The sequence below is a fragment of the Pedobacter puniceum genome, from assembly GCF_009674685.1.
Taxonomy (GTDB): domain Bacteria; phylum Bacteroidota; class Bacteroidia; order Sphingobacteriales; family Sphingobacteriaceae; genus Pseudopedobacter; species Pseudopedobacter puniceum.
The window spans coordinates 231,900-252,477 of the sequence record NZ_WKJI01000003.1 but is presented as its reverse complement, the minus strand read 5'-3'; the positions used below and the strand labels follow the sequence as shown (position 1 = coordinate 252,477).

At 34.1% G+C, this 20,578-nt stretch carries 21 protein-coding genes and 1 tRNA gene; 12 read left to right on the top strand and 10 right to left on the bottom strand.

Annotated elements, in window-relative coordinates:
• Positions 1–60 precede the first annotated feature (60 nt).
• Entirely contained in the window at positions 61–3,084 is a 3,024-nt protein-coding gene (locus GJJ64_RS12475; protein ID WP_154288112.1) for a glycosyltransferase family 117 protein, read from the bottom strand.
• Positions 3,085–3,332: 248 nt separating this feature from the next.
• On the opposite strand from GJJ64_RS12475, the gene GJJ64_RS12470 reads away from it, so the two are divergent.
• From GJJ64_RS12470 to GJJ64_RS12455, 4 genes are all read left to right on the top strand, one after another.
• Positions 3,333–3,403: transfer RNA gene (locus GJJ64_RS12470), tRNA-Gln, on the top strand.
• A 65-nt stretch (positions 3,404–3,468) separates the two neighbouring features.
• Positions 3,469–4,404 carry a ribose-phosphate pyrophosphokinase gene (locus GJJ64_RS12465; RefSeq protein ID WP_026904366.1) on the top strand — a complete coding sequence of 312 codons (936 nt, stop codon included), beginning with the start codon at positions 3,469–3,471 and terminating at the stop codon, positions 4,402–4,404.
• A 12-nt stretch (positions 4,405–4,416) separates the two neighbouring features.
• Positions 4,417–4,995 carry a 50S ribosomal protein L25/general stress protein Ctc gene (locus tag GJJ64_RS12460; RefSeq protein WP_154288111.1) on the top strand — a complete coding sequence of 193 codons (579 nt, stop codon included), beginning with the start codon at positions 4,417–4,419 and terminating at the stop codon, positions 4,993–4,995.
• Positions 4,996–5,074: 79 nt separating this feature from the next.
• Positions 5,075–5,248, top strand: a complete 174-nt coding sequence (locus GJJ64_RS12455; protein WP_154288110.1) for a hypothetical protein — start codon at positions 5,075–5,077, stop codon at positions 5,246–5,248.
• Position 5,249: 1 nt separating this feature from the next.
• Here GJJ64_RS12455 and GJJ64_RS12450 read toward each other — a convergent pair whose 3' ends face one another.
• The gene (locus GJJ64_RS12450; RefSeq protein ID WP_154288109.1) at positions 5,250–5,540 is read right to left on the bottom strand and encodes a DUF721 domain-containing protein; all 291 of its coding nucleotides are present in this window, start codon (positions 5,538–5,540) and stop codon (positions 5,250–5,252) included.
• Complete coding sequence (gene recF, locus GJJ64_RS12445) at positions 5,527–6,636, bottom strand: DNA replication/repair protein RecF (protein ID WP_154288108.1); 1,110 nt, start codon at positions 6,634–6,636, stop codon at positions 5,527–5,529. The genes GJJ64_RS12450 and recF overlap by 14 nt, the downstream gene beginning before the upstream one ends.
• Positions 6,637–6,815: 179 nt before the next feature.
• Between recF and GJJ64_RS12440 the strand changes: the two genes are divergently transcribed.
• The 4 genes from GJJ64_RS12440 to ytxJ all read left to right on the top strand — a co-directional run bounded on the left by GJJ64_RS12440 (position 6,816) and on the right by ytxJ (position 9,279).
• Positions 6,816–7,487 carry a YfgM family protein gene (locus tag GJJ64_RS12440; protein ID WP_154288107.1) on the top strand — a complete coding sequence of 224 codons (672 nt, stop codon included), beginning with the start codon at positions 6,816–6,818 and terminating at the stop codon, positions 7,485–7,487.
• A 59-nt stretch (positions 7,488–7,546) separates the two neighbouring features.
• Positions 7,547–8,038, top strand: coding sequence for a 6,7-dimethyl-8-ribityllumazine synthase (gene ribH / locus GJJ64_RS12435; RefSeq protein WP_154288106.1), 492 nt, complete (start codon positions 7,547–7,549; stop codon positions 8,036–8,038).
• A gap of 186 nt (positions 8,039–8,224) precedes the next feature.
• The gene (locus tag GJJ64_RS12430; RefSeq protein WP_154288105.1) at positions 8,225–8,956 is read left to right on the top strand and encodes a DUF6503 family protein; all 732 of its coding nucleotides are present in this window, start codon (positions 8,225–8,227) and stop codon (positions 8,954–8,956) included.
• Positions 8,953–9,279, top strand: coding sequence for a bacillithiol system redox-active protein YtxJ (ytxJ, locus tag GJJ64_RS12425; RefSeq protein WP_154288104.1), 327 nt, complete (start codon positions 8,953–8,955; stop codon positions 9,277–9,279). The genes GJJ64_RS12430 and ytxJ overlap by 4 nt, the downstream gene beginning before the upstream one ends.
• A 45-nt stretch (positions 9,280–9,324) precedes the next feature.
• Here the strand turns inward: ytxJ and GJJ64_RS12420 are convergent, their stop codons facing one another.
• On the bottom strand, positions 9,325–9,732 hold the full coding sequence (locus tag GJJ64_RS12420) for an OsmC family protein (RefSeq protein ID WP_154288103.1): 408 nt from the start codon (positions 9,730–9,732) through the stop codon (positions 9,325–9,327).
• A 162-nt stretch (positions 9,733–9,894) separates the two neighbouring features.
• On the opposite strand from GJJ64_RS12420, the gene lipA reads away from it, so the two are divergent.
• From lipA to GJJ64_RS12405, 3 genes are read left to right on the top strand one after another with little or no spacing between them, the layout of a single operon-like run.
• Positions 9,895–10,773: a lipoyl synthase gene (gene lipA, locus GJJ64_RS12415; protein ID WP_154288102.1), complete on the top strand. Its 879-nt coding sequence runs from the start codon at positions 9,895–9,897 to the stop codon at positions 10,771–10,773.
• Between the two features lie 24 nt (positions 10,774–10,797).
• Complete coding sequence (locus GJJ64_RS12410; protein ID WP_154288101.1) at positions 10,798–11,349, top strand: RNA polymerase sigma factor; 552 nt, start codon at positions 10,798–10,800, stop codon at positions 11,347–11,349.
• Positions 11,350–12,225 carry an anti-sigma factor gene (locus tag GJJ64_RS12405; RefSeq protein WP_154288100.1) on the top strand — a complete coding sequence of 292 codons (876 nt, stop codon included), beginning with the start codon at positions 11,350–11,352 and terminating at the stop codon, positions 12,223–12,225.
• Here the strand turns inward: GJJ64_RS12405 and GJJ64_RS12400 are convergent.
• The 6 genes from GJJ64_RS12400 to GJJ64_RS12375 form a co-directional block, all read right to left on the bottom strand.
• Entirely contained in the window at positions 12,222–12,848 is a 627-nt protein-coding gene (locus tag GJJ64_RS12400) for a pyridoxamine 5'-phosphate oxidase family protein (protein ID WP_154288099.1), read from the bottom strand. The two genes, GJJ64_RS12405 and GJJ64_RS12400, sit on opposite strands and share 4 nt — an antisense overlap.
• Before the next feature lie 8 nt (positions 12,849–12,856).
• Positions 12,857–14,344 (bottom strand): NAD(P)H-hydrate dehydratase, encoded by a 1,488-nt coding sequence (locus GJJ64_RS12395; RefSeq protein ID WP_154288098.1) that lies wholly within the window; start codon positions 14,342–14,344, stop codon positions 12,857–12,859.
• Between the two features lie 116 nt (positions 14,345–14,460).
• Positions 14,461–14,940 carry a hypothetical protein gene (locus GJJ64_RS12390; RefSeq protein ID WP_154288097.1) on the bottom strand — a complete coding sequence of 160 codons (480 nt, stop codon included), beginning with the start codon at positions 14,938–14,940 and terminating at the stop codon, positions 14,461–14,463.
• Positions 14,940–15,134, bottom strand: coding sequence for a hypothetical protein (locus GJJ64_RS12385; protein WP_154288096.1), 195 nt, complete (start codon positions 15,132–15,134; stop codon positions 14,940–14,942). The genes GJJ64_RS12390 and GJJ64_RS12385 overlap by 1 nt, the downstream gene beginning before the upstream one ends.
• Before the next feature lie 46 nt (positions 15,135–15,180).
• Positions 15,181–18,018, bottom strand: a complete 2,838-nt coding sequence (gene uvrA, locus GJJ64_RS12380) for an excinuclease ABC subunit UvrA (protein ID WP_154288095.1) — start codon at positions 18,016–18,018, stop codon at positions 15,181–15,183.
• A gap of 138 nt (positions 18,019–18,156) precedes the next feature.
• Complete coding sequence (locus GJJ64_RS12375) at positions 18,157–18,918, bottom strand: lytic transglycosylase domain-containing protein (protein ID WP_154288094.1); 762 nt, start codon at positions 18,916–18,918, stop codon at positions 18,157–18,159.
• A 217-nt stretch (positions 18,919–19,135) separates the two neighbouring features.
• Between GJJ64_RS12375 and GJJ64_RS12370 the strand changes: the two genes are divergently transcribed.
• Positions 19,136–20,533, top strand: a complete 1,398-nt coding sequence (locus GJJ64_RS12370) for a pseudouridine synthase (RefSeq protein WP_154288093.1) — start codon at positions 19,136–19,138, stop codon at positions 20,531–20,533.
• The last annotated feature ends 45 nt before the right edge of the window (positions 20,534–20,578 follow it).

Here is a 20,578-nt window from a genome sequence, read left to right as displayed (position 1 = left end):
AACAAAAAATCCGAATCAATGATTCGGATTTTTACAAAGTTATTATTATCAATAGTTTATCTATCTACTTACTCCAAATTTTCTTTCATAATCACTCAGCAAAGTATTTATCTCTTTATTTAGCGATGCTTCTCCATTCCGTTTGGTAATATCATCAAACTGAGCTAGTACAAATAATCCAAGCTGAATATCTCTCATACCCAAGTTTTCTTTATTTTGTGTTAAAATATAATGATAATCAAGCTCGCCTTTTATTAGATTTTTACTTTGCGCCAATAACTTAGCAGCTTCTTGTTTCATCCCTACTTGATACATCAAATCAACCAATTCATACTTACTAAGGGCAAAATTAGAATCATATGTAGTGTAAATAGGTAGTTTATCTAAACACTCCTTCAAAGCATTTCTTGCGCTATCTACTTTACCTTCAAATATTAAATTTCTAGCTAACTCTGTAAACTTATTTACAGATAAATAAATCATTTTAGTTGATTCAGTATCTAAATAAGATGCTGTTTTCATGTTACCCCAAGTAAATTTACTCATCATGTTTTGATACATGGCAGTAGTATTTACCACGTCAGTTTCTGATAATGGATTATTATCATTAATAGTTGTTTTATTCTTAGGCAATAATCTTAAAGCAAAACCTTCATTATATAAATATTTATCTAAGCCAAAGAAATTGCTACTAGGTACTGTGAAGGCGAAATAAATAGGACGCTCCCATTTGTTATGAATTAAGATATCTAAAAAAGCCAATTGACCTTTAGTAAGGTAATTACCAGGAAATTGCCATTCTAAAGCAGGAACTACCTCGGCAGGGTTACTTAAAGTTTTAGTTTTTAAAACCTCATCTGCATTTACAGTAAGCTTAAAGTTTTTTGTTGGTAAGAAATTTTCTTGTCTACCACTTTGGTATTGAACTTTTGCTTCTGGATTATCTGAAGTAATAAATTCAAAGATATCGCTCAACTCTTGATTTCCTGGAAGATTAAAATCCTGATAAAAAAGTACGTCACGTGTACCTGTTACATAAGCAGATGAATCCATGGTTATAGGTAATGGTTGAGAGGCATTAAAAGGCTTCCTCAACTGATTAATATACCAATCTGTATCAAATAAGCTTAAGTTAACGATTCTTACATCGGGCCTAAAATTTTCAACCTCTTGTACATACCATAACGGGTAAGTATCGTTATCTCCGTAAGTAAATAAGATGGCATTAGGAGCGCAACTATTTAAATAATTCTTTGCCAAATCTCTGGCAGTAGTTTTTCCAGATCTATCATGATCGTCCCACTCTTCACTTGCCATTAATACCGGAGCTGCCAACAAGCAAATTATAGTAGCTAAAGCCCCAGCTGTTTTTGCATTTAAGAATTTATTCAACCACTCGCTAATGGCAAATACACCTAAACCTATCCAAATTGCAAATGCATAAAAAGACCCTGCATAAGCATAATCTCTTTCACGCGGCTGGTTTGGTGTTTGATTTAGATATAAAACAATAGCTAAACCTGTAAAGAAAAATAATAAAGCTACAACACCTGCGTCTTTTTGGTTGCGTTTAAAGTGCCAGAAAGCCCCCAAAATTCCCAAGATAAGAGGCAAGAAATATAATTGATTGTAAGCCTTATTCTCTGTCATGCTTTTAGGTAAATTATTTTGATCACCTAAACGCAAAGCATCAAGAGGTTTAATGCCACTTATCCAATTACCTTTGGTATAATCACCTATTCCTTGCTCATCGTTTTGTCTCCCTGCAAAATTCCATAAGAAATAACGCATGTACATAAACCCAACTTGATAAGTACTGAAGAATCCTATGTTATGTTTAAAGCTAGGGCTTTCCTCTGGTCCCATATCTAACCAATCACGATAAACAGCAACATGATTTCCTTCCTCACTATAAACTCTAGGGAATAAAGTATTTCTATCGTAAACGTAAGATTGTTTTTTACCTGTTACCTCATATTTATCATTTCCCTTACGATAGTTTTCAGAACCTTCTTTAGAATCTACAACTTTACTATCAAAATACTGCCCGTATAATAACGGTCTATCACCATACTGCTCTCTGTTTAAATAGCCTAATAAAGCAAATACATTTTCAGGGTCACTATTATTAAGATTTGTATCAGCTTTAGCTCTAATCACAATCATCGCATAAGAGCTATACCCAAATATGATGAGTAAGAAAGAAAGAACAGCTAAATTTAAAACTGGCTTACTTTTCTTTATAGAATAATATAGTAACCATACAACAGCACCAATAACTAGCAGCGCAAAAAAGATAACTCCGCTACCAAAGCCCATTCCTAGTGTATTTACAAAGAACAGATCAAAATTTGCAGCAAATTTCACTAGGTATTGAATAATACCATATTGGATAAAACCTAAAACCGCTATTCCAATAATTAAAGCTATAAAAGTTCCTTTAGTAGTAGCTTTCTTTGTTCTCCTGAAATAATAAATAACAGCCATAGCAGGTATCACTAGTAGATTTAGTAAGTGAATACCAATAGACAAACCCATAATGTAGGCTATAAATAATAGCCATTTATCGGCTTGTGGTTCATCTGCATGAGCATCCCATTTTAAAATTGCCCAAAAAACTACTGCTGTAGAAAGTGATGACATGGCATAAACTTCTGCCTCAACTGCAGAAAACCAGAAGGTATCAGAAAAAGTATAAGCTAAAGCTCCTACTAAACCCGCCCCCATAATGCTGATAAGCTGTGCTAATGTAGGTTCCTGCTTACCAGATGCTACAACTTTCTTTGCTAAAGCTGTTATTGTCCAAAAGAGGAATAAAATTGTTGCCGCACTAGACAAAGCAGAACTCATATTAACCCAAAAAGCTACCTTATCCTGGCTACCAGCAAAAAGGCTGAAGATTCTTCCTATCATTAAAAACAAAGGAGCACCAGGCTGGTGTACCACTTGCAATCTATACGCTGCAGAGATAAACTCTCCACAATCCCAATAACTTGAAGTTGGTTCTAATGTTAAGGTATAAACCACCGCAGCTACTAAAAAGCTAAACCAACCCAGTAAATTATTAATCTTCTTATAGGCCATTTTCTATTTAAATTGATTCTTCATTGGCCGAAAATAACTATTTGAAATGAATAAAACAGGACTTTAACAAATATTAACCAGCTATTAAAGTTTATTTCATTCTAAATTACCGCTATAAAACAAGCAGTTACACTTTTCGAGATTCCAATAGCTAAATCATCTTTAAAAATTTTTAAAAAAAATTTGCATGCTTTCTCTAATGAGGCTATATTTGCATTCCATTTCGGGAAATACTTGAAATTGGAGATTGCCTGATAGTATAATGGTAGTACGACGGTTTTTGGTACCGTTTGTCTAGGTTCGAATCCTGGTCGGGCAACTAGAAATTAAAATCAGATTGTGAAAGCCACAATCTGATTTTTTTTAAAATCGAATCGAAAGCTCATGCCTTCTAATCCAGTAAAACTCTTCTCAGGATCTGCAACAAGAACTCTTGCTGATAAAATTGCTAAGTCATACGGAAAAGAACTCGGAGATATTAAGCTATCTCGTTTTTCAGATGGTGAAATTCAACCATCATTCGATGAATCTATTAGAGGTTGTGATGTTTTCTTAGTACAATCTACCTGCCAACCTAACGATAATCTTTTTGAATTATTGATGATGATAGATGCTGCTAAAAGAGCATCAGCACATTATATCAACGTGATTATCCCTTATTTTGGCTACGCTCGTCAAGATAGAAAAGATAAGCCCAGAGTTGCTATAGGCGCTAAGTTAGTTGCCAACTTATTAACTGCTGCTGGCGCACACCGTGTAATGACTATGGATTTACACGCAGCACAAATACAAGCATTTTTTGATATCCCGGTAGACCACTTAGATGCAGCTGTTATTTTTGTTCCATACATCAAAAGCTTAGGATTAGAGAATTTAACCATTGCATCACCAGATATGGGTGGTTCCTACAGAGCTCGTTTATTTGCTAAATTCTTTAATGCTGAGGTTGTAATTTGTGATAAGAGAAGAAAAAGAGCAAACGAAATAGAATCAATGTCTATCATTGGCGATGTAACTGGCCAAGATATCGTTTTAATTGACGACATTTGCGACACTGCCGGTACCTTATCTAAAGCAGCAGCTTTAATTATGGAAAAGGGCGCTAAAAGTGTAAGAGCCGTTTGTACACATGCTGTATTATCTGGCAATGCATATGAAACTATAGAAAACTCGGCTTTAACAGAAATTATTGTTACAGACACTATCCCTGTTAAAAAAGAGAGCAGTAAAATTAAGGTATTATCAACTGCAGACTTATTTGCGAAGGCTATCACCAACGTAAATGAGCATGCATCAATTAGTGAACTTTTTAAAATTTAATATATAACAAACATGAAATCAATCGCAATTAGCGGTTCTCCAAGAGAGAACGTAGGGAAACGCGACGCTAAGGAGCTTCGTTACTCGGGTAAAGTGCCAGCTGTATTATACGGCGGAAAAGAGCAAATTCACTTTGCTGTTGAAGCACCATCATTAAGAGATTTAGTTTACACTCCAGACGTAAACTTTGCTGAGTTAGAAATTGCTGGTAAAAAAATCAAAGCTATTTTAAAAGAAATTCAGTTTCATCCATTAACAGAACAAATCTTACACGTAGATTTCTTACAGTTATTTGATGATAAAAAAGTAACTATGGAAATCCCTGTTAAATTAACTGGTACTTCTCCAGGTGTTAAAATGGGTGGTAAATTAGTTCAAAAGTTACGTAAATTAAAAGTTAATGCTTTACCTAAAGATATGCCTCAATACGTTGAAGTTTCTTTAGAGCCTTTAGAAGTAGGTAAATCTACTCGTGTTCGTGATTTAAAACCAGAAGGATATACCATTACCAATGTTGGTGAAGATACTATCGTTTCTGTAATTATGTCTAGAGCTTTAAGACAAGCAGAGCAAGAGGCTAACAAAAAATAATTAGCTTTAAAGAATTAAAGAAAGACTGTCATTTGGCAGTCTTTTTTTGTTTATAGCGAAAATATATAGACTTTTAAGTATGCAAATTTTAGAAAAGAAATACATCATATTCTTTTTTGTAGTCTTCATAGTTTCGCCTTTAATAGGGATGCTATTATTTGAAGAGGAGTTAAATAGTGTATTTGTAGCTAGAGCTCTTTTCACTGCTTCTTTAAGCACTTTGATATTTTTCTTTATCAATAAAAGAAGATAACTTATAAAAAAACAATATCTGTAACCACTTCAGCCCCTGTTTTTTCATTAAGGCCCTCCAAAATTTTTGAGCGCATCATCACCAACTCATTCTTTACAACGGATGACTCGATCCTAACAAAAAGCTTCCTATCTCTGATATAAATTTCCTTAGTTCTATTAGCTACAGCCTTACCTACTACCGCTTCCCAAGAAGAAACAGCAAAAGTTTCATCATATTTACCTTTTAAGCGATAAGCTTTAAGCATTTGTTCTAATGCCTCTTTTAATGTTTTATCATTAGTTCTGCTCATTACGGATGATTTGATTTTCTATCGTAAATAAATTAAGCTTAACATTTATCGCATTGAAAATAGCTTTTAACCTTTCGGGATTAGTATCGGTAATAAAAATTTGTCCAAAATCGTCTTCAGAAACCATTTTCATTAATTTGGTTATTCTCTTATCGTCTAACTTATCAAAAATATCATCCAATAATAATAAGGGCTTATAACCTTTTTGCTGATTAAGGAAACTATATTTCGCCAATTTTAATGCTATCAAGAAAGATTTTTGTTGCCCTTGTGAACCAAATTTCTTAAGTGGCATACCGTGTATAGCAAATTGCAGTTCGTCTTTATGGATACCTACAGTAGTTCTTTGTAAGATTTTATCCTTTTCTGCTGCACTCTTTAATAAAGCATCAAAATCGCCATTTAACAACATAGAGTCGTAAGTTAATGTTACTTGTTCAGCATCATCACTTAAATATTGATAATGTTCATTAAAAATGCTGGTAAAAGACTCCATGAACTGCTTTCTTTTCTCAAAAATCTTCATTCCAGAATTTACCAACTGCTCATCAAAAATTTCTAGCAAAGTTGGATCATACCTTCCTGTTTCTGCAATTCTTTTTAGTAAAGCATTTCTGTTTAATAAGCTTTTATTATAAATAATAAGTTCATCTAAATAATGATTATCTGTTTGAGATATGACATTATCTATAAATTTCCTACGCTCCTCACTCCCATCTAAAATTAAACTAATATCATTTGGAGAAATCATCACCAAAGGAAACAAACCAATATGGTCTGCCAACCTTGTATATTCCTTTTTATTTCTTTTAAACTGCTTTTTTTGATTTTTCTTTACACCACAAGCAATAAACTCCTCTTGATTATCCTTGTCAAATTTTCCTTGTATCATAAACAAGTCTCTATCTTGTTTAATTTGCTGACTATCAATTGGGTTAAAATAACTTTTACATAAAGACAAATAATGTATTGCATCTAATAAATTTGTTTTACCTGCACCATTATCACCAGTAAAAGCGTTTGCCCCATCAGAGAAAACTAGCTCTGCTTCGTCATAGTTTTTAAAATTTACAAGTGAAAGATTTTTCAAATACATATTAACAAAGTTAACTTTCTAAGGCTTCTTAACTGTATTCTTACCAAATTATTTATCGGCAAAAATTCCATTTAAAGTATAGTAATTGAATATTAGTAAATTATATCGTAATTATTTAAATATAAGAGTTGTTGTTTTTAACGAAAACACTATTTTTGCAATCTTTAATAAAACCCAAAATGTCGAACACACAGATTGATAGTACACCAGAAGTAGTAGGTTCTTTAGGTAAAACAGGAAGCTTCATTCAAGAAAACCGTAAAAGTCTCCTTATTATAGGTGGTGCCGTAGTAGGATTAATATTATTATTTTTTGCTTATCAAAAGTTTTATTTGGCTCCAAGAGAAACTGATGCTTTAAACCAAATGTACAAAGCACAGCAGTATTGGGAACAAAAAGACTGGGATAAGGCTATAAAAGGCGACGGAAATTTCCCTGGCTTTGAAAAAATCATAGAAGATTACGATAATACAAAATCAGCTAACTTAGCTTATTACTATTTAGGAATAGCGTATCTAAATAAGGGTGAGTTTCAGAAAGCGGCAGATAACTTAACAAACTATAGCGGCTCTGATGAAGTTATTGCTCCTTTAGCATTAGGTGGCGCTGCTGATGCTTTTGTAGAACTAAAGCAATACGACAAAGCAATTACTTATTATAATAAAGCAATTTCTAAAGGTAATAACCAATTTGCTGCTCCAATCTACCTTAAAAAGTTAGGTTTAGTTTATGAGGAGCAAAAAGATTATAAATCTGCTTTTGAAACATACACTAAAATTAAAACCGATTTCCCTGAGAGTACTGTAGCGTTTAACATTGACATGTACATAGCTAGAGTTGAAGGAAAATAATTTTATAAAAGAAACTTTTATCAGGTTAGCTAAAAGGCTAACCTTTTTTTTTGGACATTATGGCAACTAACTTAAAAAATTTATCAGATTTTTCGCATACAACAGTACCATCTGCAAAACCTTTTCGTTTCGGTATCGTAGTAGCAGCATGGAATGCAGAGGTAACAGGAAAATTATATCAAGGAGCTTATGACTCTTTAATTAAATATGGTGCAGAAGAAGATAATATTATATCTGTAGAAGTTGCAGGAAGTTACGAACTTATAGCTGGAGCAGATATTTTACTAAGTAAACAGCAATTAGACGCAGTAATTTGTTTGGGATGTGTGATACAAGGAGAGACACGCCATTTTGATTTTATTTGTAATGCCGTGGCTAATGGAATTGCACAAGTAGGTATCAAACACACAAAACCCGTTATTTTTGGCGTTTTAACAACAGATAATCAAGAACAAGCATTAGATAGAGCCGGAGGCAAACATGGCAACAAAGGCGATGAGGCCGCTATCACGGCAATAAAAATTGCAGATATGGCAAATAGTTTAAAATAAATATATTAGCTTTACACAAATTTATATACTTATAGATTTATCAATGAAGAAATTAATCTTTATAGCATTAGTTTTAATTGCAAGTATGACCATTTTAGAGTCTTGCTCTTCTAAACTTTGCCCAGCTTATAGTTCTTATCCTCAAGCTAGAGGAAGAAGATAATCTTTAATCCTTTAAAATTTTATATGAAAAAATTATTTTTTTCATGTCTATTTATTGCCTTGTGCTTAACTGCCATAGCACAAGATAAAAATGCCGTGATTGATAAAATTTGGACTGCCGTTGGCGGTAAACAGAACTTTGAGAAGAGTAGATATATCCAATTTACTTTTGAAGTTAAACGAAATGATAAAATCGCAACATCGAGAAACCATTTATGGGACCGATACACTGGCAACTATAGGTTTGAACAAACTACTAATAGTAAAAAGCTAGTAACCCTATTTAATGTTAATACCAAAAAAGGCAAAGCTTACGAAAATGACATACCTCTAAGCGACTCTTTAAATGAAGTTGCAGTAAAAAAAGCTTATGCTTCTTATATCAATGATACTTATTGGCTATTGGTACCGTTTAAAGTTGAAGACCCTGGTGTAAATACCACTCTAGTGGCAAATGAAACTATAGATGGCAAAGAATACCAGGTATTAAATTTAAACTTTGATAAGGTAGGTTTAACGCCAGGCGACCAATATTGGCTTTATATTAACCCTGCAAACGGGGAAATAAAAAAGTGGAAGTATTTATTACAGAATCAAAAAAACTTTAGTATTTCTAATTGGTCTCCTTATGTAGAAATTGGTAACGGAGTTAAATTATCTACCAGTAAAACAAACAGTAACAATACTTCAACTATTTCTTTTCCAAACACAAAAGTTTTGCAGAAAGTTGATAAACATATATTTACAAAACCATGAACTGGATTAATTTAGAGAGCGAAGAACAATTAAACGATATTAAAAATAAACAAGGAAATAGCATTATTTTCAAGCATAGTACCAGATGCTCCATCAGTATGATGGCTAAAAAAAGACTAGATATGGATGGAGATATTGTTCCGGAAAACTTATCTTGCTACTATCTTGATCTTTTAAACTACAGAATTATCTCTAACCAAATTGCAGATTTATTTCAAGTTCATCATGAGTCTCCTCAATTACTACTTATCCAAAACGGAGAATGTATTTTAGATCAATCTCATGGAGAAATCAACTTGGAAGAAGTTATTGAAATGATATAACAAAAGAGGAATACTGAAAGTATTCCTCTTTTGCTTAGCCCTCTCTTACCAATTAAATTTAACTTCCCTTTTAATATCAGGGTGTAAGCTATAATGCACCGGACAAGTTAAAGCTACATGTTCTAATATCTTTTTATCTTTATCACTATATAGATTTTTTAAAGGAAAATCAAAATTCACATGAATTTCTGAAACTCTTCTTGGCTCTGCAGCCATTACTTTGGTAACCTCGGCGCTTAAGCCTGTTAAATCAATGCCATGGATATTTGCTGCTATTCCCATAATCGTCATCATACAATTACCAAAAGAAGTAGCTAGCAAATCTGTTGGAGAAAAAGCCTCTCCTTTACCATTATTATCTACAGGTGCATCCGTTATAATTTCTTTACCTGATTGTAAGTGTATTGATGTAGTTCTTAAAGAACCGTTATAAATAATTTTTGTGGTTGCCATAAATAAAATTTAATATCATTTTAATATAAAAGCGACTAGGCGCTTTAAAAACAATAATACTGTTTTTTACTATGATTATTTTACAATTTTAGCACCGTTTCTTTAAATAAATTACAGAATATCAACACAACTTTTAATTAAACTATATGTATTTTTGTTGTTATGATAGAGTTACCAGTAATACCTGCAAATCAAGTACAACGAAAACCAGATTGGTTAAGAGTGAAGCTTCCTGTTGGAAAAGAGTATGCTCATGTGAGAGGCTTAGTAGACGAGCATAAACTACACACCATTTGCGAAAGTGGTAACTGTCCAAATATGGGCGAGTGTTGGGGTGCTGGTACTGCTACTTTCATGATTTTAGGTAACATTTGTACCCGTTCTTGTTCTTTTTGTGCAGTTGCAACAGGAAGACCTTTAGCTGTTGATACAGATGAACCTAACCGCGTAGCCAACTCTATTAAACTGATGAACGTTAAGCATGCCGTTATCACTTCTGTTGATAGAGATGATTTAAAAGATGGAGGCTCTATTATTTGGGCAGAAACCATTAAGGCTATCAGAAGAGAAAGTCCGCAAACAACTATGGAAACCTTAATTCCAGATTTTAAAGGTATTTGGGATAATCTTTACAGAGTTTGCGAAGAAAAACCTGAAATCATTTCTCATAACATAGAAACCGTAAGAAGGCTAACCAAAGAAGTAAGAATACAAGCTAAGTACGACCGTAGTATGGAGTGCTTAAAACGTATCTCTGATTTTGGTTTAAGAACTAAATCAGGCATTATGCTTGGTTTGGGAGAGAAAGAAGAAGATGTAATTGAGACATTGAGCGATTTAAAAGCTAATGGTGTACATGTAGTTACAATAGGGCAATACTTACAGCCTACCAAAAATCATCATCCGGTTGTAGATTGGATTCATCCAGATCAATTCCTAAAATACAAACAAATTGGTATGGAGATGGGTTTTAAATATGTTGAAAGTGGACCATTGGTAAGATCATCTTACCATGCAGAAAAACACTTGTTTGATTTGTAAAAATTCATCGCTACCTTAGGTAAATTGATTAAGACTAAAAAAATAACTCTGGAAGAACCAGTATTGATAGAAGCCCTACAGCAACGCAAAGCAATAGGTGCAGAAGCCTTGTATGATATGTACTCTGCTTCTTTGCTTGGTGTTATATTTAAAATAGTTGCCGATAGAGAAATTGCCGAGGATGTTTTACAAGAAACTTTAGTAAAAATCTGGAATTCTATTCACCAATATGATGCCACTAAAGGCCGATTATTTACATGGATGGTAAATGTTGCTAGGAATTTAGCTATTGATAAACTAAGATCTAAAGATTTTAGAAATCATTCTAAAAACCAAGATATTGAAAACCACGTAAATGCTATAGACGAGCAAAGGAATACAACATACAGGCCCGAGCTATTAGGTGTGAAAGATTTGGTAGAGAAACTTAAGCCAGAACAAAAAAAGATTGTTGAATTAGTTTACTTCCAGGGATATACTCACGTAGAAGTTTCAAATGAATTAGAAATTCCTTTGGGTACCGTTAAAACCCGACTTAGAATGGGTATTATGGAGCTTAGAAAATATTTTAAATAATTGGAAGATATTAAAACATATATAGAATCTGGCGTTCTAGAACTTTATGTTCTAGGAGATCTTACACCTGAAGAAAGACTTAAGGTTGAAGAGATGGCTTCGCTTTACCCAGAGGTTAAAGTTGAGCTTGCCGAAATAGAGAAAACGTTAGGAGAGTTGGCAGATTCTTACGCTATTGAGCCTTCTGAAAATTTAAGAGACAATTTCTTAAGTAAATTAAGTTTCAACGATGAAGAAAACAATACTCTTGCTTCTGTACCTTTTATAGAAAATGACCAACAAAACACTTTAGCTAATACAAATACTAAGGATAACATTATTCCTTTAAATAACGCTAAACTTAACTTTTATAAATACTCTTTCGCCGCTTGCTTTGCACTTCTTATCATAAGTGTAGCTGCTTTATTTGTACTTTATAATAATTTGCAAGAATCTAAAGAGCAATTAGCTGTATTACAAAGTAGCAATCAAGATTATGCAAATCAGGTAAATTATTTAGATAAAAAAGTAGAAAGCACTAACGAGATATTAAGTGTTTATACTAATCCTGATTATAAAATGGTAGAATTGAAGGGTACTGCAAATTCTCCTGAATCTAAAATGTTGGTAGCTTTTAATCCGAAGGAACAAAAGGTTATGATAGACATGAAAAATATGTCTATGCCTGCTCATGATGAAAATCATCAATATCAATTATGGGCGCTAGTTGATGGTAAGCCTGTTGATTTAGGGGTTTTTGATGGCGTTAGCACAGAAACTGTTATGAAAAAGATGAAAGCAATAGACAAAGCTCAAGCTTTTGCAGTTACTTTAGAGCCTAAAGGTGGCAGTATAAATCCTACATTAGAAAAAATGATGGTAATGGGCGCTATTTAAGGCTGCACCCATTTACCTTCCCAAGTATTTGCTATTATATTTTTAGTAAAAATAGCTCTTTTATGTCCTCTTCTATTTAAAAAGAGCCAATCACAAGAAATAAGTTTTGTTTTAATAACAGCAAAATTATGATAACCATTGCTTACCAGTTGCGCTGTTAAATCTTGATGTGCGATATTTGGAATACCTTCCCAAACTTTTTGAATTTGTGTGGAAGGTGCAGGCTCAACTAAATAACATTTTCTACTTTCTAATCTTGAACCCTCCCACTGCTTTTGTGTTAGCTCATTTTGATGATGAATTTCGGCAATGGCTTTAAATCTAACTTGAATTCTTAAAGCAGCATCATAAAATAACCAGCTTAACTGAGGGTTGTTTTTGATTTGATGAACCTTAGGTGAACGCATATCCGTATGAAAAACTAAGGCTTCTTCATTAAAAAGTACCTTTCTTAAAACAACAGTTCTAATTTCAGGTATACCATCATGAATAGTTGCTACATAACCTTCATGAAAAGCAGCTTTAGAAGATTTGGTAGCATCATCTAATCGTTTTAATATATCTGGAATAATTTGGTTTAACTCGATTTTTAAAAATAAATCTGTATCGGCTTGATCAAACATATTTTAGATTACATCAATTCTCTTAAAACAGTTGGTATTTTCTTAATTAAACTGGTTGCTGGTACTACATACATATTTTGAGCTAACTGTTCTCCGGCATAGCCATGTGTAAAAACTGCTAATAAAACAGCCTTATCTACCGAGTAGCCTTGTGCTATCATACTAGTTATCATACCGGTTAAAACATCTCCCATACCACCACTTGCCATAGCTGGCGAACCTGAGGAGTTAAAATAGCACATCCCTTGGGGGCTAAATATCATTGTATACCTATTTTTTAACACAATAAATATTTTTTTGTTTACAGCTTCCTCAAAAGCTGTTATAATTCTATCCCACCAATTTTGATGTATTTTAAACAACCTATCAAACTCTTTCATATGAGGCGTTATAACAGAGTTTACAGGAATATTTTTCCATAATTCTGGCCTATTAGCCAAGATGTTTAAAGCATCAGCATCAAGAACTATAGTTTTTTTAAAATGATTGAGCGTTTGTGTTAAAAGTTCTTCTGCTTCGGTAGATGTACCTAAACCCGGACCAATACCTATAACATTATATTTTTCCCAGTTTAAATCTGCAAGCTTACTTCTATTACAATACATAACCTCTGGAACGCGGGCATTTAAAGCCGCTAAACCACTTTTAGGTATCAAGGCTGTTGTTAAACCTGTACCCGCTTTATGGCAAGCTTCGGCACATAATAAAGCTGCACCCATAGTTTCATCTTCACCAGCTATAATAAGTGCGCTGCCTAACAACCCTTTATGCTCAAAAGCTTGTCTGGGTTTGATAAATTTCTGAACGTCTTTTTTCCAAAACCAATAATAAGGAGATGATGAACTTTCTATAAAATTTTCATCTAAGCCAATATTTACCACTTTCCATTCTTTAACATAAGGACTTGAATGTGGCAATAAGAAATTAAGTTTAGGTCTTTGAAAAGTAATGACCCAATCTGATTTAAAAATAGCATCACCAACAACTTGTCCTTCGGCCGGTAAACCAGATGGAATATCAACACTTACTTTAAAGCCAGGAAACTGATTGATTTTCTTGATTAACTTGTACCATTCATCTTCTAAAGGTCTGTTTAAACCTATACCAAACAAAGCATCGATAATAACATCTGTAGTTTGTATCTCAAGTTCTGCGGCCTGACTTAAATAAAAAATTTGAGCATCTAATTGCTGTAAACTCTCTAGGTTATATTTAAAATCAGGGGTTGATTTCTCTGTAAAATCTGCAATACAAACTTGTATAGAAGTGTAATTTTCATTCAGCAACATCCTGGCTATAGCCAAACCATCTCCACCATTATTACCCTTTCCACAAAATAAGGCGATATTAATTTTCTTATCTGTAAAACGTTCTGTAAAAACTCTTACAAAGGCTTGAGCAGCTCTTTCCATTAAGTCGAGGGAGCTAATAGGCTCGTTCTCTATGGTATATTTATCTGCCTCTCGTATTTGAATGGCATTTAAGAGTTTTAGCATGAGAGTATAGTATTTATAAAATCCTTTAATCAAGTTAAAGATTTTATTCTTAAAACGCTATCTCTTTTTAAATTGTTTGAGATTATAATTTTAGAGTTATGATATACTACTAAAAATTAGCTCAAGCCTCTTAATTTTTTGATTTGCTCTAAAGCTGTAATATCAATTTGATCTTTAGGACGATTGACTGCTTTTTTTGCTTGAATTAAATGGTTGATGTGTAAAAATGGAACCTTTGCATCCATAATATTAGCAATTGATGCTAGTTTATAGGCTTCGTTAAAGGTATATTCTTCTAAACCTTTAACAGATGTCATCAAATCTAATCTAATTCCATTTCTTAGGTAAAAATCAGTCCAACCTGGAACAAAAGTTATAGTTAATAAAGATTCTAAATCACCCATTCCTATATCATTAAAGACATGATAAAGAGCTTTACGATTATCTGGTGTATCCTCAATCCATAAATCGATATCAGCGGTAGTTCTGAAATAACCATGTAGATTGGTTGCTACACCTCCAATCATGATAAATCGAAGATTAAATTTATTGGCAGACTTCCAAAAATCTAGAAAGGTTTCGTCATAAATATCCATTAGCCTTTATTTGTCTTGACATCTGGCTGATGAGTAATCTTAGCATTTCTAAACATACTATCTAGCTTCATCAAAGAAGTCATGATGAAGAATCTTTCAGTATAAGACTTTTTTAAGGCATTCTTTAATAAATCAATTTCACTCTTTTCAAAATCAGCTGTGGGTTGTTTAATCATTTTTTTGCTTTTTCCCATACAAAGCGTTGTTAATCTTTCTTATAAAAATAATAAAAACGCGGCATTAAACCATTTCCTTTTGCAAGAATTTTCCTGTAAAGCTGTCTTTACAGTTTGCTAATCCTTCTGGTGTACCTGCAAAAACGATATTTCCTCCGCCAGAGCCACCTTCTGGACCTAAATCAACAACATAATCAGCAACTTTTACTACATCTAAATTATGTTCTATCACTAAAACGGTATTTCCCTTATCAACCAAAAGTTGCAAAACACCTAGTAAAACATTAATATCTTCAAAATGTAGTCCGGTTGTAGGCTCATCTAGAATATAAAAAGTGTTACCTGTATCTTTTTTAGAAAGTTCTGTAGCTAATTTAACCCTTTGTGCCTCGCCACCAGAAAGTGTGGTAGAAGACTGTCCTAAGGTGATATACCCTAAGCCCACATCTTTCAAAGTTTTTATTTTTCTATATATGGAAGGGATATTTTCAAAGAAATCAACAGCATCTTCAATACTCATATCTAGCACATCGGAGATGGATTTACCACGATAGCGTACTTCTAATGTTTCACGGTTGTAGCGCTTTCCTCCACATTCCTCACAAGGTACTTGCACATCAGGTAAGAAATTCATTTCAATAACCTTCATACCGCCACCTTGGCAAGCCTCACACCTGCCACCTTTGACATTAAAAGAGAAACGCCCAGGCTTATAACCTCTAATTTGAGCCTCTGGTAAAGCCACAAACAGATTTCTAATATCAGAAAAAACACCTGTATAAGTTGATGGATTTGAGCGTGGTGTACGCCCAATAGGGGTTTGGTCTATTTCTATAACCTTATCTATATGCTCCAATCCTTTAATTTCCTTGTAGGGCATTGGGTGTTTTTTAGCCCTAAAGAAATGTTTATTTAAAATAGGATAAAGCGTTTCTCCTATCAGGGTAGATTTTCCACTTCCAGAAACACCCGTAACACATATCAACTTCCCTAGAGGAAAATCAACACTTACATTTTTTAGGTTATTACCTGATGCTTTTTTAAGCGATAAAACATGTCCGTTTCCAGCCCTTCTTTCTGTTGGGATATGAATACCTTTTTCTCCGTTAAGGTAGGAAGCTGTAAGCGTATGTGTTTTTAAAAGTTGTTGAGGTGTGCCTTGTGCCACCACTTCACCACCATGTACCCCGGCAGATGGGCCCATATCAATAACATAATCGGCCTCCAAAATCATATCCTTATCATGCTCTACCACCAAAACAGTATTGCTTAAGTCTCTAAGATCTTTTAGAGCTTTTATCAAACGATCATTATCTCTTTGGTGTAGCCCGATAGAAGGTTCGTCTAAAATGTACATCACATTCATAAGCTGAGAACCTATTTGCGTTGCCAGTCTAATACGTTGCGCTTCACCACCAGAAAGTGTACGAGCAGTTCTATCCAATGTAAGATATTCTAAGCCTACATCTAATAAGAAACCTATTCTGGCTCTTATTTCTTTCAAAATTTCTTTGGCGATTACATTTTGCCTATCTGAAAGTCTTTCTTCAATACCATCAAACCATTGCTTTAGGTTTTTGATATCCATAGAGGCTAACTCGAAGATATTCTTTTCATCAACCTTAAAATGGAGTGATTCTTTCTTTAAACGAGCACCATCACACTCAGGACAGGTTTTAAGAATACGATAACCTTCTAAATCTGTTGCAGCATCTCCTTTTTTCTCGTTTTGTTCTTCCAGCATTTTGATGATACCATCAAACTCTATCTGGTAATTCTCAACATTCCATTTGTTGTACTCTACAGGTACTGTAACCAACTCGTCAGTTCCGTGTAGTAGAATACGAATAGCCTCATCACTTAATTTTTCTATAGGCTGCGATAAAGAGAAACCGTATTTTTTACCTAAAGCTTTAATCACTTGAAATATCCAAGTTTCGCGGTACTCGCCCAAAGGAGCTAAAGCACCATTAAGAATGCTTAATTTCTTATTAGGTATAACCGATTCTTCATCAATATCAAAAACATAACCTAAACCATCACACTCCGGACAAGCCCCGTAAGGAGAATTAAAGGAAAATGTATTAGGTTGCGGTTCGTCATAAGAAATACCCGTAGTTGGGCACATCAAATATTTAGAAAAATGATACACATTATTTTCTTTATCTGCTATTTTGATGATGCCTTTGGCTATTTTTAGAGCTTGCTGTATAGAAGCATACAGTCGCTTTTTATCATCTTGAGAAACAATTAACCTATCAACAACAGTTTCTATATCGTGGATTTTATAACGATCTACCTGCATTTTAGGTGTTACATCCATAATCTCCCCATCTACCCTCACTTTTAGAAAACCTTGCTTTCTTATCTGCTCAAATAATTCGCGATAATGTCCTTTTCTACCTTTAACAACAGGTGCTAGAATGTTAATAGGCTTGCCATCAAATTGGGTTAAAATCTGATTTAAAATTTGATCTTCAGACATTTTAACCATTTTCTCTCCCGTATTATAAGAATATGCATCGCCAACACGAGCAAACAAGAGACGCATAAAATCATAAATCTCTGTAATAGTACCTACCGTAGAACGAGGGTTTTTAGAAGTAGTTTTTTGCTCTATAGCAATAACGGGGCTTAAGCCTGATATTTTATCTACATCAGGGCGCTCCATACCACCCATAAACTGACGAGAATAGGCAGAGAAAGTCTCCATATAACGTCTTTGCCCTTCGGCATAAATGGTATCAAATGCTAAAGAAGATTTCCCTGAACCACTTAAACCAGTAATAACAACCAGTTGGTTACGTGGAAAAGATATATCTATATTCTTTAAATTATGAACCCTGGCACCATAAACTTCTACTTCTGTTTGTTCGCCAAGGTCAATAGGTTTCTTACTCATAAAAAAGCTTCCTGCTCTAAATAAAGATTTTATTTATGCTTTTGTTTGTTATTTGCGAGGATTTTCTCGGCAGCAAAAATAACAAAAAAAGGCTGGACCACAGGGCCCAACCTTTCTATTTCATTGTCATTTTAATTCTTAAGGTTGATAAGCCAATAACTTCCTAGGATTGTTAATTTGATAACCATACTTTTCCGGTTTTTCTATAACTTCTTTCATAGAAATAAGGCTGTACACATACCTACCCGTTTCGCGGTTTAGTTTTAACCTGAAATAGTTATCTTCTCCTTGCCTGTTAATTTGTCTTTGTAAGCTTCCTTCGCCTACATTGTAAGCTGCAGCAACTAAAGTCCAACTGTTAAAAACTTTGTATAAATCTCTTAAGTATTTTGCTGCTGCAACTGTAGAAAGATAAACGTTTGTACGCTCATCAACCTTACTATTCACTTTTAAACCGTAGCTTCTGGCTGTTTGGGGCATAAATTGCCATAAACCTGCTGCTCCTTTAGGTGAAACTTTTCCACGAGCCATACCGGTTTCTACCAAAGGGATATACTTAAAATCTTCTGGAATACCGTAGGCTTTAAGCACTGGCTCTATCACTGGAAACCATCTTTCTGCTCTTTGGTGTAATTTTAAAGTTTGCATCTGACGAAATGAGTTTGCCTTTAAGGCTCTTTTCATTTTGTAGTCGATTTTTTCATCCCCTAAAGGGATCATTTCATCGGCAAAACTTAATAATTCTTGAGACCTTTCTTTTGTTATTTTATCTTCTATTGTCTCAATATTTAGCGGATTATTTATCTTGTTAAACCCGGTGGAATAGCTGTAACCAAACATTTTTGCAATTAAGCAAACAACCAACATCAAGCTACAAGTTATTACGCTTTTACGCTTCATAAATCTTGTTTTAATTACCACTCAACTTTTAAAAGGCTGCAAATATACAACATATAAATCACATTATCAAACACTTACAAAAACCACCGTTTTTAGGGACCTCCTTTAGACACTTTAGCTGACTTGTTTTCTATACAGAATACCGTTGTTTTTTAACATGAAAAATTGCATAATTTTAGTACATTTGTAGCCCTCAAAAGAGGATAAAAACGATAACATGTCATTCAACAAAAACAGGAACAGTCGTGACGACAAGTCCGGAAGAGACAGCAATAAACCTTCCAGATCTTCATCATCAAATAGAAGGCCACAATCAGGCGAAAGCTCATCAAACAGAAAAGATAAACCTTACGGAGATAGAAAAGACAACTCAAACGGCGAGAGAAAATCTTACGGCGAGAGAAAGCCTTTTGGAGATAGAAAAGAAGGCGGTTTTGGTGGCGAGAGAAAATCTTACGGAGATAGAAAGCCTTTTGGCGATAGAAAAGAAGGTGGTTTTGGTGGCGAGAGAAAATCTTATGGAGATAGAAAGCCTTTTGGCGATAGAAAAGAAGGCGGTTTTGGCGGCGAGAGAAAATCTTACGGAGATAGAAAGCCTTTTGGCGATAGAAAAGAAGGCGGTTTTGGCGGCGAGAGAAAATCTTACGGAGATAGAAAGCCTTTTGGCGATAGAAAAGAAGGCGGTTTTGGTGGAGAGAGAAAATCTTACGGAGATAGAAAGCCTTTTGGCGATAGAAAAGAAGGCGGTTTTGGTGGAGAGAGAAGAGAGCGTATAAATGATAGAGAACAACCACGTCAGTACAGAAAAAGAGAACCTCAAGGAGAATTTTCTGAAGTAAAAGATGAGCAAGTAAGATTAAGATCTAGACAAACTAAAGTCAACACTAAAAAAGAAGACGAAACCATTAGGTTAAACAGATACATTGCCAATTCTGGAATTTGCTCTAGAAGAAAAGCGGATGAATTAATTGCAGCGGGTGTAGTTAGTGTTAATGGTGTTGTAGTATCAGAACTTGGAGCTAAAGTAAACCCAGCTATAGACCAAATACGATATAATGGAGAGTTATTAAAACGTGAAAAAATGGTTTACGTTTTACTCAATAAGCCAAAAGACTTTATTACCACTACAGACGACCCACAAGAGCGCAAAACCGTGATGGAATTGGTTGATAAAGCTAGCAAAGAACGTATTTATCCGGTTGGTAGGTTAGATAGAAACACCACAGGTTTACTTTTAATGACTAATGATGGGGATTTAGCCGAAAAGCTATCTCACCCAAGAAATAACATTGTTAAAATTTATAACGTTGAGTTAGATAGAAACCTAACGCAAGGCGACTTTAATAAAATTGCATTCGGTTTAGAATTGGAAGATGGTTTTATTAAACCTGACGCGGTGAGTTATGTTACAGGTGGAGCTAGAAATGAAATTGGTATACAAATTCATAGCGGTAAAAACAGAATCGTAAGAAGAATTTTTGAGAGCTTGGGCTATGAAGTAGTAAAATTAGACCGTGTAATTTACGCTGGTTTAAGCAAAAAAGATTTACCAAGAGGGAAATGGAGATATTTATCTGAACAGGAAATTATCAACCTTAAACACCTCATTAAATAAACAAAAGGCAGCCATTACATGAATGAGCTGCCTTTTTCACTAACA